Genomic DNA, 12,887 nt, shown 5'->3' on the forward strand with positions numbered 1-12,887 from the left:
CCACCATGGCCAACTGCAAGGCCTGGCATCTATGACGTCGGCTCATGCCGGTTTTGATCATGTAAAGTCAGGGTCATAAACAGGCTGTTAGGATCAGCGCGATACTCGCCAAAGGGGCCGCAATAGCAAAAGCCAAATTTTTCATAGAGTTTACGCGCCGGTTCAAAGTAGGACTGTGAGCCGGTTTCCAGACTGATGCTCTGATAACCCCGGCTGGTGCACTCCTGCAGAATATGTGTAAGCAAACGGCTGGCAACACCGCAATGACGGGCGTGAGTGCTGGTGCGCATAGACTTGAGTTCACCCTGCTTTGGGCTCAGGGCTTTGAGCGCTGCGCAGCCCATCAGACGCTTGCCACTCCAGCCGCTGTAAAAGGTAATCGACGGTGATTTCAGCCGTTCAATGTCCAGTGCATGCACACTTTCGGCGGGCGAGGTGGCATACATATCACTGAGGTGTTCCTGCAACAGCGCCTGCACGGGTGCACGGCTGAGGTCATCCACCATGATTTCCATTTCATCGGCCCCGGCGTGCAGTTGCAGGGCTTCGGTATAGCCTTCCAGCTCCATTAACAAGCGTCCCTTTTCCTGCTGCGCCATGGTGAGCCAGTGCACGCCCTCAATGGCGCCGGCGAGCGCGTAAAGCAAATTCAGGCTCGGGCGCACACCGGATTGCCGGCTGATTTTTGTATAGGCGCCAACCGCTCCCAGGGCTTTGAGATCATCGGGTGTATGAATACCGGCATCACGCAACCATGTTGCGGTTTTTGCTCCTAGCCCGGGTAGATCCTTTAGTTCTGCCACCTGAATCTCCTGCCTGAGTGATCATAATAGTGCGCCATATGTTTGCCTTCACCCGGTGATTTCTGGCTCCGTGTGTCAGGCCAGCAGGGCGTGCAACACCGCAATGATGGCAAGCAACTGAAACACATAAGTCAGTCCGGCGCCGATGCGTCTGGCCATAAATACGCGATACAGCATGCCCCAGGCATGTGCCAGTCTTGCCAGGGTAAAACCGATAACCAGCACAGGTAGCATCGGGCTGGTGGCATCAATTAAGGTCAGTGCCAGCACCACCAGTACAAAACACGGCGCCTGCTCGATGCTGTTGCTGTGGGTTCGTATGGCTGCCATGAGGGCCTTATTATTACCGTCACCCAAGGAAATTTTGTGCCGCATGCGGATTCTGGACACATTCAGCGCCAAGGCTAACAGCAACAGGGATTGTGTGGCGGCCAGCAGGGCAAACCAAAAATAGGTGTTCATGATAACCTCGTTTTATCTCACCTGGCCGTTGCCAGAGACTATGATGTGGGTTTTATCATGACGTTTTTTCAATGCTGGTGGCAAGCGCTGCGCACACAAACATTTGATTACCGGCAGAGTAACCATGCCAGGCGAGAGGGCTAATGGCCGCTGCGTTTAGGCGCTATATACCGTATTCACGTTCAACCTTTGCCACGCGTACACGAAAATCAGCGTACCAGTTGTCGCGCCCTTGTTGGCGTGCCTGGCGGTGCTCAGCATGGTTTTTCCAGTTACTGATGGCTTCCAGGCTCTGCCAGTACGACACGGTAATCCCCAGTTCTTCTTTGACCGACTCCATACCCAGAAAACCGGGCTGGGCAGAAGCCAGCTCGACCATGCGCTGTGCCATGTCGTCATAGCCGTTATCGCCCTCTGTGCGATGGCTGCTGAAAATCACGGCATAATAGGGTGGCTCGGGGGTGTTGGCGATGTCTGACATAGGTCGGCTCCATGGGCGGTTACAGATTTTTGTGGTGTTCTGACAATGTACTGGTCTGCACCGCTGAAACGCACGCTTAACTAAAGCGCCCGCTTCACAACGGATCGACCCTGCCAAGATGTTGCCAGTGCTTCAGGCTGCCAAAAAGATAGCACAGGCCATACACAAGGCACACCAGCGAACTGACCAGCCAGAAGGTGAGTGAATTCTGTATTACGCTGGGATGCAGGCTCACAAAAGGCAGCGTAAAGCCTGCGATGGCTCTGAGCAAATACACCGCAGTAATGGCAATCAGCCCCTGCTTCAGCCAGGGTAAGCGGCCAATCACCCCGGCTCCGGAAAGGGCATACAGCCCCCACACAAAAAGCACCGAGGCAATCAGTAACGTGACCCCAACCGGATACAGGCTGCCGGATTCTGCCAGTTGCGCCATATGCTCACCTGCCCCAAAAACGCGATACCAGTCGCCACCGCCAATGATCACAGCGATATGCAGGAAAGCGGCGATAAAACTCAGTGTCGCAGCAATCAGCAGCAGTCCCCGGCCCGTTTTGCCCTTGTTGTGCGTTGTACTCATTTCCAATCCTTGTTCACAGCACGATATAGATTGCTGATATTACTCTGATAGTTTCACAGTCTAAGCTTGCAGGCATAGAACCCCTCGCTGCTTTGATAGTCTATCTCATACAGCGTTTGCGCAGCAGTGTCCTGGCTCCTCAATTTCAACAAGTTTATGTTGCTAAAGGACCAATAAACACAACATGTATGCAGTAACGGTTTCAGCCGGGGTGCTGTGTTTATTGGGGCAGCTTTTCATAACAGGGTACCCTGTCCAGGTCAGTCTCCCAGGCGGCTTTGCTTGCACAAAAAAGGTGGGCACTGGGCAACAGCGCAACAGGCGTATCTAAACAACCTGCAGGTACCACGAGCATACCTTCGGCCTGGGTGTTGGGTAAGGCCGAACCACAGTGCTGACAAAAGCTTTTGCTATGGCGGGTACCGTTAAGCGTAAAACTTGTGACCGCCTGGGCACCGGATAGCCAGGTTAGCTGTGCCGATTGAGAAAACAGGTTCGCTCCATGTGCGGAACCCGTATCTTTTTGGCAATGCCGACAATGACACAGGTAGAAGCAATCAAAATCGCCCTGAATGGTAAAGGTGACGGTGCCGCATAAACAGGTACCCAAGTGTTCGCTCATAAGTATCCTTTTTGTTACCCGCCGCACCATGTCTGGAACGGAATTGTTGGTGTCGCTAACAACGACTATACCAGAAACAGTCAAACACCTGTCGTGCCGATGAGCCCTGCTCAGGCCTTTCTGGCCACGCCCATCAGCACATCCAGGGAACTATCGTCAGCTTGCATAGAAAAGGGAATGGATACGGAGCACTCAGCAAAATCTGCCTCTGTCAGCGCCGATGATATCTGTTGCGCTGTAAAGCCATATCCTTGCTCACCTTCTTCTTTGTGCCAATCCCATTGCACCAGGTAACCACCGGTATCAAGTAGTTGATGTAACAGCTTCAGTACGTTTATGTAATCGGGCACGAAGGCCAGTGCCGATGATGCCACCACCAGATCAAATTTAGGTGACAGCAGTCGGTTATCATCGAGCAGGTTGGGGGACAGCTCAGATGCAATCGTTGCTACATTGTTCAGGCCTTTATTTTCCAGCACGGCAATCATCTTGTGTGATGGATCCAGCGCCACTACCGCGCTTGCTGTGCCCGCTAACCGCTGTGTCAGCAAGCCGGTGCCGCAACCGAAATCTAAAATGCGGCGCCCTTCTAACGCCACCGTATTTTTCAGGGCAATGTAGGCATTATCAGCATAAGCAATGACGGACGCATTGCTATCCCAGCCAGCGGCATATTCATTCCAGTTGTTACTCATTGTGTCAGCCCTTTTCGTTTTGTCTTATCGTCGCCTGATGTCAGGCCCTCGGATTACCTGGCTGCGAGTCAGTCGTTTAGTTATTGATCTGCTGCGGCAATATCGAAGGCAATATGGCAACCGTCGCTTTTTAAGCAAGATGCCATGTCATTAGCGGCAAGGGTTATATGATGAAGCCTTGGCATCATCGTTTTCCCCATCAAGCCGAAGGCCTCTGGCAGAGGTAAACCGGAGTGTAGCGTAGCTTTGTCATGCAGACTGTATCTGTTATGCCACCCCTCGAATACGGTTTCATTCCCCCAATGCTTGCTTAACGAAATACAAAGCATTTTTGGTAGTAATATCTTCAATCGTGAATATTTTTAAGTGTCTTCTGTCCTTGCCTTGACCTTCCAGTTCCGAAGATGGATCACTGAAATCAGAACCATGACTGAATTCTATGGACAGATGATGTTTGTATGGAAATACGCCACTAATAAGGACACCTTCTTGGAAGAAACATAAACCGCCATATTTTATTCCCTGACGTATTTCAGCTTCCTCTTGCGTGAAGAGTTCTCTCACTAATTGAATAATCTTGGCATGCTCGGGATTAACCGACTGAATATCGTTAATGAAATTTTCTACTTTCTGTAACTCAGATTCCCAATCTTTACTCATTCTCCCCTCCTTTGCAGATTTGCCACAGCAACTAACACCCTGTTATTGAGCGTGCATTGGTGTGCCATGTGAACGCTATTCACATGCCATCGTTGCCTGCTGCTTACATTTTGCGAGTGATTCTTCTTGCGAACTACCACCCATACAAAAATCCAGCCTTAACAACTTCTCTTCGCTCGCCGGCATTTTGCCCTCGGCCAATTTCCAATCCCAGTCTTTGATAACGTTAATTGCAGGCTTTGAAATAACCTTTTCAGGTACTGAGCTGATAAGCGTGATGCGCTCGGTTGAACCGTTTTCATCGACTTCTACGTTAAAAACGCCGCAACCGGCCACACCTTTCATTGCCAGCTCAATGGGATAGCGAGGCATGAATTGTTTTTCTCGAAGCCAGGTGCTGTCAGTTTTTGTTGGTTGCAAATGCGTTAATTCAACAGAGGCATAGTTATTGGCGGCGAGTGCGCCGGTGGACAAAAAACAGAGAGGTAAAAGTGCCTTCTTGTAGTTCATAAAACCTTCCTTAGTGAGTTTACATCATTCTCAATGTTTAGTGCGCAACGGGTTGCCGTTAGTGTTTTGTGCTGACCATAAAATCGGCTTGTATGGATAAGCAGAAGAGTCAGAGGAATCACAATCAATTTCCTCGAATAACTCGCCAACCGCGTTAAATGAGAGAAAAAGGGCTATAGTAGTTAAAATTTTCAACGCGCTTTCCTCATATTGCTAACGCTGCCAGCAGGCGCGCTGCTGTTTGGCGTCGCTTGCCTGGCCTTGTTAGCTTTCAGTTAATTCCGTCAATGCGTTTACTCTCTGCAGATTCTTCTTAATACTTGCAGCAAGCTTTTCATTCTGGTTCGCTATAGCCAGCTTCAGTGCTTTTTCATAGGCATGGCGAGCTCCTTTTATATCCTTAGCGGTTTCTAAGGCTTCGCCATAGCTATCCCAGATATTAGCGGAATCAGGAAACTGTTCAGAACAAAATTTAAAGGTTTCGACTGCTAATTCAGCGTGGTTGTTACCAAGCAAAAAGTAACCAATGGAGTTTATGTCTTTCTCATTTACATCATAAATGTCAGGCTTCTTTCGCATTGATATAAATGCAGATTTTGCCTCGTCTAACCCCTTATTCATTAACACGTCGTAATACATAATATGAGCATCTTTCTTTGGATAAGCCGGACTTTCACCATCCAAAATAGATATCAGCGTAAATCGAATATCGTTGTACTGAAGTTCTAACCCGTTATTTGCAGTAAAAACTATGGTCCTGTTCTTTTCGGGAAATCGATACAACATGGATTGATAACCGCCAAATCCACCATGATGATGAATCCCCCAAAGCTCATCGTTTTTGTACACACCAATACCAAAATCGGCATTTAATCGGCAATCATTTCCCCAACATTTAAATGGCGTTAATGCCTGTTGTAAAGTCGCTTGCTTTACCAGAGCATTGTTAGACAGTGCGCGCTCCCATTTCAGCAAGTCACTTACATTTGAATAGACATTACTGGCACCGGTTGTGAAGTCTTGCGGCACGTTTCCCCGCCCAAATTCGTATCCGATGGCAAGCTGTGCCGTCGTCCGCGGTTCAGTTCCTAGTACATAGCTATACTTCATATTCAATGGCACGAAAATTCTGTCTTGAACGAAGGCTCCAAATGGTTGCTCAGTTATTCTTTCAACAACCATTGCTAAAAGCTGATACCCATAACTGCCATAAAGCGTATCTTCTCCGGGCTGAAACTCGATCTCAGTCACCGTCCTCAATTCAGGAATAATTTTAGTATTGTCCAAATCAGGCTGATATTCATTAGCAGGCAAGCCTGAGGAATGACTCAGCAAATGGCTAATTGTAATCTTCTCAGCCCAGTTTGGCAGCTCAGGAAAGTAGGTGGATAGAGAGTTTTCCAGCTGTAGCTTATTGTCCTCGACCAGCAGCAAGATCGACATTGCAGTGAAGCCCTTTGATATAGATCCAATATTGAAAACTGCATATTTTTCAACAGGTTTTGCTTTAGAAGCATCAGCATATCCACCAGACTTACTAAAAATATTCTCACCATTTTCGATGACAGCTATTGAACCGCTGAAAATAGCCTGCTTTTCCATTTCAACGATAAACGCATCGAGCTGACCAGCAACATCTTGCTCATTTGCCCTGACCAAAAAGCATAGAAGTACAAGTGGAATGACTTTAACTATATTCTTCAACTTATTATCCTCTTAAAGCTAACGCTTTGCGTCCCTGCCGTGTTGTTTGCGGCACACTTCCGCAACTTGTTATGTAACACTACGGCCACTGAACCTGCCCCATTAAATTCTTGTAAGATGCCAAGGCTTTGAGTGTGGATAGCACCACTGCCTGCTTTTTGATGAGCACCTGATATAGGAAGACAGGGAGCAGCCAAAGTAAAATAAGACCAAGCTGAATAAAGATGGCTGCAAAAACGAACTCTTTAATGCCGATTAGCGCTAGAAGAACAACACAAATGTTGATGATAAGGAACGCCCAAACCGCTCTCCTTGCATCTGACTTCAGCTCCGATATTGGCTCTTCTCTCACTTCCTTTTGCACGATTTTTCCTGTGTTACATAACGCCCAAATTTAGAGCGGAAAGCCGCGCAGCGGGTTGACGTCGCAGCCAGCGCTTTTCGCTGGCGATAATATTTGCTTGTTAGGCATTTGCCCGATTCGAGCTGCGAACTAATAAGTAAAAACACACTGCCAACAATAGGTAACGCGGTAACGTTGTTACTAAGCTATTGAGCATCTGAGGCTGTGATTGCACCACAAAATAAAGCTGCAATAACACCAGAGGCGCGAGCAACAACGCATAGAAAGTTAAGTCTGGCTTTCTGATTACCACCCTACTGGCAAAAGCTACCACTAAAAACGCTGCCGCAAGCGGCACTGCAATAATGAAAAAGTCGACCAGAGTAAATGCAAGCAAGCCTGATACTTGTGCAACAGGTTTTAGAATGTCAGAGGGGATTGCTACCGCAGCACCGATACCAATAATAGCTATTGATGCATAAGCCAGCGCAATACCTAAAATGACGGCGATTACTCGATTTTTAAGTTGATCCATCTACTTACTCCCTTTATGCCTAACGCCAAAATATGGGGCGCGAGCTTGCGAGCGTCCCATCCCCGAAGGAGCGACATAAGTTTCTTGTTAGGCGACTAGCTTGCATTCCACTCATACACCGACACCTTGGACGAACCGCTAGTATGAACCGGGTCGTTGAATGCAATTGCCTGCGCCGTTTCTAGATCTTTTGCCGAAATGACGTATGCGCCACCAGACTTGTCGGTGAACGGGCCTGCCAGCTCAAGGACGCCATCCGCTTTGAGCTGGGCCAAGAAATGCTTGTGGGCATCAACGACCGACTGCTGAAATTGGGGCGTACGCATAGCCATGATTAGGTACCGCACTAAAATCTCCTTGGTTTGCCTAACGCACCGTTAACGGGCGAGCGTAGTTTGCGAGTCCGGGCCAGCGCTGTTTGCTGGCACATGCGTTGAACGGCTTGTTATAAGCCATCTTTTGCACCGTGCGTAAACAATAAAAATTTTGGTGCATACCCAGTAAAAACTACATGCCCAGATATATACGCCATAGCCAGAATTACTGCGCTTAAAGCCCAAATAATATGATCATATGGCTCTGTGATTGCGAAAGTAACAGTTGCTAGAATAGCAAATAGAGAAAGCAAAAAAATAAACCCTGCCAGTACTCTAAACGGCATCCGAACTTTAGCGAGTTGTTCTTTACTTAAACTCATACTTACCTATGGCTTATAACTTCCCACTAAGGGGCGATAACACATGGGCTAAAATTAGGAACGAAGTGACGCAGCCCATGTGTTAGCGTCCCAGCGAGCGGAGCGAGTTCCTTGAGTGGTTTGTTATGCACTTAGACTATTATCTCTATGAAAAATAGCGATTTTATTATTATCCAAATCTCTAATATAAGAAGCAAAATAAGCATTCTCATTTCGAGGACCAGGCTTTCCTTCGCTAGTCGAGCCTAAGCTTATTGCTAGCTGATAGATCTCTTTAACAAGTTCATTACTGTTAACTTTGAGAGCCAGCATGGTTCCATTACCGAATGTCGCAGGTTTTCCATTGTGTGGTTTAGTAATGGATAACTTTGTATCAGAGCCTGGAAATGCATAAAACACAACGTCTTCGGTTTTTGCTACTTGTTTTGCACCGATTAGACCGAGAATTTGGTCATAAAATCCAATAGCTTTATTAAGGTCGTTAGTTCCTAACGTAATATGTGAAATCACTACCGATGTCTCCTAGGTGCATAACGCTTTAAACAGCGGAAAACACACGCGCTTTGGCCATTTTTGGCCTGCGGGTGGTTTTCCGATGATTTAACTTGTTAGGTTCTATGGTCAAAATGCTACTTATCACTACCATATCCAGTTGGCCTATATAAGCTCAAATAATCAAGACTATCGCCAACGTAAATTTCATCTCTAGCCTGTATGTTCACATACAGGTCTTCAACAACCTCTCCATCAGGTGAAATGAGCTCAATCAGCCATCCGTGCTCTACTTTCTTATATCGAATGTTGAAAGTGGTTGCGCCCCGCTCTGGATAGAGAGATAACTCTCTTGTCAGAGTATTTTCATAAAATCCCCAGATAACCGTGTTCTTACTCCCATAGTTAAACCACTTTGTGTTAACCAGAGGAAATGAATCAGTTTCAAGTGGATAGGAGTACGCTGAGACAATGCTCAATAAGAGTGCCAGAATAGTTCTCATCGGTGAACCTAACAGTTTAATAGCGGGAAGAGTTCCTTGTTTAAACGCGGAAGACTTCCTCTTTTTTGCTGTTATCAGGAAGTTGGTCTATAACTGTATGAAAATACAGTATATGGAGCATGCTGTTATGGCAAAATCCCTCTTTCTTCAGTCCGTGGCCGAGCAGATGTACGCCCATCGCTACGCCAAGCGTACCATTGAAACCTATATCAAGTGGATCAGCAGTTATATTCACTTTCATCAGATGCGCCATCCCGTTCAGATGGGCGACACAGAAGTGGAGCAGTATCTGAATCACCTGGTAAACGAACTGGATGTGGCCGCTGGCACACAGGCCTCGGCACTCAATGCGCTGGTGTTTCTGTATAAGGAGGTGGTGAAGCAACCGCTGAGCCTGAAGCTGAATTTTGTTAAAAGCCAGCGTCAGCAAAAATTGCCCGTGGTAATAACACAACTGGAAATGCGCCAATTGCTGGCACATGTCTCGGCGCAACAAAAATTACCGGTGTCGTTGCTATACGCCAGTGGTCTGAGGCTAATGGAGTCGGTGCGCCTGCGGGTGCAGGATATTGATTTCGATTATAAATCGGTGCGTGTCTGGAACGGTAAGGGCGGCAAGCACCGGGTCGTGACTTTGGCCAGTGAATTAATTCCGGATTTACGCCGCCAGATCACGCTGGTAGAGCAGTATCTGCATGCGGATTTAGCCAATCCCCATTATGCCGGGGTGTGGATGCCGCACCGGTTAAGGGTTAAGTACCCCCAGTCCAAAAGCCAACTGGGCTGGCAGTATCTGTTTCCCAGTCGCCAGGTGTCGGTGGATCCCGAAACCGCCACCGTGCGGCGCCATCATATTGATGAAACCTCGGTCCGAAAGGCTGTTGGCAGGGCGGCCCGCCAGGCGGGTATTAAAAAGCATGTTACTCCGCACACCCTGCGCCACTCTTTTGCGACCCACCTGCTGCAATCTGGCGCTGACATTCGCACAGTGCAGGATCAGCTCGGCCATGCAGATTTGCGCACCACGCAGATATATACCCACATTCTTCAGCGCGGGGGCCATGGGGTCATCAGCCCGTTTTCGCATTTGTAATTGGCGGGAGTCCAGTGACCTAAAACAACGAAGACAAAAAGGCGCTGGATGCCCGATAACCACATTCGGGCATGACCTGCGGTGGCGTCGTTCCCGCATGCTGTTGGCGGGAACCCAGTGACCTTAAAACACCGAAAGGAAAAAGGCGCTGGATGCCCGATAATGACATTCGGGCATGACCGCCTGAGCCAAATGAAAAAGGCGCTGGATCTCCGCCTTCGCGGAGATGACAACTAAACAAAGAAGCCGAGAACGACATTCGGGTATGACCGTTTGAGGGAGGATGCCCGAGCGTTGCACTCGGGCATAACCTGCTTGTGGGTATTTGGGCCTATTGCGACGCGCTGACTTCATCGACCTGTGGTTTGTCGGTAAAAGGTGTAATACCAAGCTCGGGGTAGACTTCGCTGGGGTAATAAAACACGCCGCCACGCGACACCATGCTGATGGTCTTGATGGCTTTGATGTCGTCAACCGGATTGCCCGGCACCAGGAAGAAGTCGGCATGCTTCCCGGGTTCAATGCTGCCGCGATTTTCATGGCCAAGATACCGGGCCATATCGTAGCTGCCCAGCTTCAGTACTTCAGCGGGGCTAAAGCCAAACTGCTGGTATAACTCCAGCTCGCGGTGCAAATTGAACGCCCCACCCAGATCGGTGCCCGGCACTATCACAATGCCGCGGTCTTTCATCATTTTCAGGGTTTTCACAATCTGCTCATAGGCACCGCGATAGGCTGCGTCTTGTTCCGGGCTATCAATTTTTGCCAGCGAAACCTTGGCACTGCGCTGCACGCCCGGCGGCATATGGTCGATGTAGTCTCTTACGCCGGCGCGGGTCTCGCCGTTGCGTGACAGCAGCAGGTATTCGTGAATGGCCAGTGTGGGGTCAATGGCCACATTGTTTTCAACCATCAAATCCAGGGTGGTCTGCACCGGCTCGCTGCTTAAATCCAGCTCTGGCAGGCGATCCAATGCGGTGAGACGCAATAAGGTACGGGTGTCTTCGTCCGGCTCCAGTACCCAGCCCAGCATCACCTGATTAATATGGGTCAGCTCGTTGTAGCCAGCCTTGATCATTTCATTGGCATTGGAAAACGCCGGTACATGGCCGCTAACCCGCATATTCAGTGATTTTGCCAGTTCGGCCATGGCCGGTACCCATTCACCTTTCATGCTGTTGTAGATTTTTATGCCCGGAAAGCCACGGTCAGCATAGGTTCTCACGGCTTCCAGGGCCTGCTCCTGGGTTTCTACCAGAATGCCGTTGTTGTTGTTCGACGGGCTCTTGCCCTCAATCATGCCATAACGGGTAATGCGGGGGCCTGCCAGAATACCGGCGTCGATTTTGTCTATCAGTTCGCTCAGCACCTCCAGTGAGTTGCCCATGTCTCTGATCGACGTTACACCGGCCAGCACATTCATCAGCCCGTCATCATCTCCGGTGTGGCCATGCATATCATACAAGCCGGGTACCAGCGTGCCGCCGTTACCCTGAATCAGGGTTTCACCGGGTTGAGCCGGGGTGTCAGCGCTATCAATCCGGGCAATGCGGCCCGTTTCAACCACCACGGAAACCGGCCCAGAAAGCCCCAGTTTTTCGGGCTCGAAAAGGCGCACATCGGTGATACGTACCGGCCCCGCATACGCATGGGCAAAATTTGCCTGCAGACGCTCGAAGCGTTCGGTGGAGTAATTGGCTGCCAACTGACGCAGGCGCGCTTCTTCAGCCTCAAAGCCTTCGCGGATCACAATAAAGCGCGGATGAATAAAGGCGAAAAAGCGTTGTTGGTCGTCCAGTATCAGGTAATCGGGGTCAATATCGGCCCCGGCCAGGGCGTAGGTGGTAATCTGTGCCTTCGCATCTTCCCCGGTTACGCTCAGGCTTTGTAGCTTATTCAGGCTCAGAGTGCCGGCGGGCAACGCAGGCATGCTCTGTGTCTCGGTTTGCAGCAATGCGCTGGCCAGCACATATGTCTGGTAGGGGCTGCTGTTTTGCGGCACATATAAAGCAGGCTGTGTGATGCTGGCTTCGCCGCTGCCGGTGGCATCTTCCCAGCTGGCAGTGGCACCCTGGCGCTGCATCTTCTCTGCAACGGGGTTGCCAAAGGTGGTATTGCCACTGATATTCCAGCTTTGTGGAATGCCTTGTGCGTTTAAGGTAATCACCTCTTTTGAGGCTGGCCCGCGACCATTGCTCTTGTAGTCATAATCAATACGAAGTGTCTGGCCGGGATCGCTGGCAGCCAGCTCATGGGTGGCATGCAGATGGCCGACCTTGTTACCGTTCAGCATTACCGTAAAACGATGGGTGCTAACCTGTTCAACGGCGGGTGTCTGCGTAGTATCAGGTGCCACGGGGGCGTCAGAGCAGCCCAGCAGCAAAGTGGCAAGGGCGCCCCAGATGATTCTTTTCATTGTTGTGTCTCCGGTTGTTCCGTTTTTAGCCCACCGCCGTATTGCCCGGCAAAAGAGCAGATTTTCACCAGTCTATAGCGCTGAGAGCGCAAAACACAACGGGCTTTGTCCCGAATTCAGGTTATTCAGCACAATGGCAACACCAGTGTGTTGTGACAATCTAATCAGCGCAGGACACGGGGCCGGGGTAATAACGGGACGCTGATGTGGCTGATTGTCGTTCCCGCATGTTGTTGGCGGGAACCCAGTGACCTTAAAACACCGAAAGAAAAAGGCACTGGATGCCCGATAAAC

Annotated in this window: 17 protein-coding genes and 1 pseudogene; 1 reads left to right on the plus strand and 17 read right to left on the minus strand. The window is 49.4% G+C overall.

Annotation, left to right across the window (positions count from 1 at the left end; all coding sequences use genetic code 11):
* Positions 1-29: 29 nt before the first annotated feature.
* From CCY32_RS17340 to CCY32_RS04630, 16 genes and pseudogenes are all read right to left on the minus strand, one after another.
* Positions 30-515 carry a GNAT family N-acetyltransferase gene (locus CCY32_RS17340; RefSeq protein ID WP_168171438.1) on the minus strand — a complete coding sequence of 162 codons (486 nt, stop codon included), beginning with the start codon at positions 513-515 and terminating at the stop codon, positions 30-32.
* A 60-nt stretch (positions 516-575) separates the two neighbouring features.
* Positions 576-803 (minus strand): annotated as a pseudogene (locus tag CCY32_RS17345) (TfoX/Sxy family protein); the annotation flags it as partial.
* A 75-nt stretch (positions 804-878) separates the two neighbouring features.
* Positions 879-1,265, minus strand: coding sequence for an MAPEG family protein (locus CCY32_RS04565; RefSeq protein ID WP_088329412.1), 387 nt, complete (start codon positions 1,263-1,265; stop codon positions 879-881).
* A 163-nt stretch (positions 1,266-1,428) separates the two neighbouring features.
* Positions 1,429-1,746 (minus strand): antibiotic biosynthesis monooxygenase, encoded by a 318-nt coding sequence (locus CCY32_RS04570; protein WP_088329413.1) that lies wholly within the window; start codon positions 1,744-1,746, stop codon positions 1,429-1,431.
* A gap of 94 nt (positions 1,747-1,840) precedes the next feature.
* The gene (locus CCY32_RS04575) at positions 1,841-2,323 is read right to left on the minus strand and encodes a hypothetical protein (protein WP_088329414.1); all 483 of its coding nucleotides are present in this window, start codon (positions 2,321-2,323) and stop codon (positions 1,841-1,843) included.
* Positions 2,324-2,543: 220 nt separating this feature from the next.
* A complete protein-coding gene (locus CCY32_RS04580; RefSeq protein WP_088329415.1) occupies positions 2,544-2,945 on the minus strand; it encodes a GFA family protein in 402 nt (133 codons plus the stop codon).
* A gap of 110 nt (positions 2,946-3,055) precedes the next feature.
* A complete protein-coding gene (locus tag CCY32_RS04585; RefSeq protein WP_088329416.1) occupies positions 3,056-3,640 on the minus strand; it encodes a class I SAM-dependent methyltransferase in 585 nt (194 codons plus the stop codon).
* Positions 3,641-3,931: 291 nt separating this feature from the next.
* Positions 3,932-4,300: a DUF1801 domain-containing protein gene (locus CCY32_RS04590; RefSeq protein ID WP_088329417.1), complete on the minus strand. Its 369-nt coding sequence runs from the start codon at positions 4,298-4,300 to the stop codon at positions 3,932-3,934.
* A 75-nt stretch (positions 4,301-4,375) separates the two neighbouring features.
* Positions 4,376-4,810, minus strand: coding sequence for an energy transducer TonB (locus tag CCY32_RS04595; RefSeq protein ID WP_088329418.1), 435 nt, complete (start codon positions 4,808-4,810; stop codon positions 4,376-4,378).
* Between the two features lie 264 nt (positions 4,811-5,074).
* Positions 5,075-6,514, minus strand: a complete 1,440-nt coding sequence (locus CCY32_RS04600) for a serine hydrolase domain-containing protein (protein WP_088329419.1) — start codon at positions 6,512-6,514, stop codon at positions 5,075-5,077.
* Between the two features lie 79 nt (positions 6,515-6,593).
* Positions 6,594-6,878 carry a hypothetical protein gene (locus tag CCY32_RS04605; protein ID WP_088329420.1) on the minus strand — a complete coding sequence of 95 codons (285 nt, stop codon included), beginning with the start codon at positions 6,876-6,878 and terminating at the stop codon, positions 6,594-6,596.
* A 100-nt stretch (positions 6,879-6,978) separates the two neighbouring features.
* Positions 6,979-7,392: a hypothetical protein gene (locus CCY32_RS04610; RefSeq protein WP_088329421.1), complete on the minus strand. Its 414-nt coding sequence runs from the start codon at positions 7,390-7,392 to the stop codon at positions 6,979-6,981.
* A gap of 95 nt (positions 7,393-7,487) precedes the next feature.
* The gene (locus CCY32_RS04615; RefSeq protein WP_088329422.1) at positions 7,488-7,724 is read right to left on the minus strand and encodes a YciI family protein; all 237 of its coding nucleotides are present in this window, start codon (positions 7,722-7,724) and stop codon (positions 7,488-7,490) included.
* Positions 7,725-7,837: 113 nt separating this feature from the next.
* Positions 7,838-8,089 (minus strand): hypothetical protein, encoded by a 252-nt coding sequence (locus tag CCY32_RS04620; protein ID WP_088329423.1) that lies wholly within the window; start codon positions 8,087-8,089, stop codon positions 7,838-7,840.
* A 123-nt stretch (positions 8,090-8,212) separates the two neighbouring features.
* A complete protein-coding gene (locus tag CCY32_RS04625; protein WP_088329424.1) occupies positions 8,213-8,599 on the minus strand; it encodes a VOC family protein in 387 nt (128 codons plus the stop codon).
* Between the two features lie 119 nt (positions 8,600-8,718).
* On the minus strand, positions 8,719-9,084 hold the full coding sequence (locus CCY32_RS04630; RefSeq protein ID WP_088329425.1) for a hypothetical protein: 366 nt from the start codon (positions 9,082-9,084) through the stop codon (positions 8,719-8,721).
* 127 nt (positions 9,085-9,211) lie between these two features.
* On the opposite strand from CCY32_RS04630, the gene CCY32_RS04635 reads away from it, so the two are divergent.
* Complete coding sequence (locus tag CCY32_RS04635) at positions 9,212-10,177, plus strand: integron integrase (RefSeq protein WP_088329699.1); 966 nt, start codon at positions 9,212-9,214, stop codon at positions 10,175-10,177.
* 331 nt (positions 10,178-10,508) lie between these two features.
* On the opposite strand, the gene CCY32_RS04640 is transcribed toward CCY32_RS04635, so the two are convergent.
* A complete protein-coding gene (locus tag CCY32_RS04640; RefSeq protein WP_088329426.1) occupies positions 10,509-12,593 on the minus strand; it encodes an amidohydrolase family protein in 2,085 nt (694 codons plus the stop codon).
* Positions 12,594-12,887: the final 294 nt, after the last annotated feature.

Origin of the sequence: Lacimicrobium sp. SS2-24, assembly GCF_002201535.1 — a bacterium.
Classification (GTDB): domain Bacteria; phylum Pseudomonadota; class Gammaproteobacteria; order Enterobacterales; family Alteromonadaceae; genus Lacimicrobium.

What these genes read in the sequence shown, in the direction of transcription:
- CCY32_RS04570 (WP_088329413.1), bottom strand. Translation starts at nt 1,746, where the DNA reads ATGTCAGACATCGCCAACACCCCCGAGCCACCCTATTATGCCGTGATT.
- CCY32_RS04630 (WP_088329425.1), bottom strand. Translation starts at nt 9,084, where the DNA reads ATGAGAACTATTCTGGCACTCTTATTGAGCATTGTCTCAGCGTACTCC.
- CCY32_RS04580 (WP_088329415.1), bottom strand. Translation starts at nt 2,945, where the DNA reads ATGAGCGAACACTTGGGTACCTGTTTATGCGGCACCGTCACCTTTACC.
- CCY32_RS04565 (WP_088329412.1), bottom strand. Translation starts at nt 1,265, where the DNA reads ATGAACACCTATTTTTGGTTTGCCCTGCTGGCCGCCACACAATCCCTG.
- CCY32_RS04585 (WP_088329416.1), bottom strand. Translation starts at nt 3,640, where the DNA reads ATGAGTAACAACTGGAATGAATATGCCGCTGGCTGGGATAGCAATGCG.
- CCY32_RS04615 (WP_088329422.1), bottom strand. Translation starts at nt 7,724, where the DNA reads ATGGCTATGCGTACGCCCCAATTTCAGCAGTCGGTCGTTGATGCCCAC.
- CCY32_RS04590 (WP_088329417.1), bottom strand. Translation starts at nt 4,300, where the DNA reads ATGAGTAAAGATTGGGAATCTGAGTTACAGAAAGTAGAAAATTTCATT.
- CCY32_RS04640 (WP_088329426.1), bottom strand. Translation starts at nt 12,593, where the DNA reads ATGAAAAGAATCATCTGGGGCGCCCTTGCCACTTTGCTGCTGGGCTGC.
- CCY32_RS04620 (WP_088329423.1), bottom strand. Translation starts at nt 8,089, where the DNA reads ATGAGTTTAAGTAAAGAACAACTCGCTAAAGTTCGGATGCCGTTTAGA.
- CCY32_RS17340 (WP_168171438.1), bottom strand. Translation starts at nt 515, where the DNA reads ATGGAAATCATGGTGGATGACCTCAGCCGTGCACCCGTGCAGGCGCTG.
- CCY32_RS04595 (WP_088329418.1), bottom strand. Translation starts at nt 4,810, where the DNA reads ATGAACTACAAGAAGGCACTTTTACCTCTCTGTTTTTTGTCCACCGGC.
- CCY32_RS04635 (WP_088329699.1), top strand. Translation starts at nt 9,212, where the DNA reads ATGGCAAAATCCCTCTTTCTTCAGTCCGTGGCCGAGCAGATGTACGCC.
- CCY32_RS04575 (WP_088329414.1), bottom strand. Translation starts at nt 2,323, where the DNA reads ATGAGTACAACGCACAACAAGGGCAAAACGGGCCGGGGACTGCTGCTG.
- CCY32_RS04610 (WP_088329421.1), bottom strand. Translation starts at nt 7,392, where the DNA reads ATGGATCAACTTAAAAATCGAGTAATCGCCGTCATTTTAGGTATTGCG.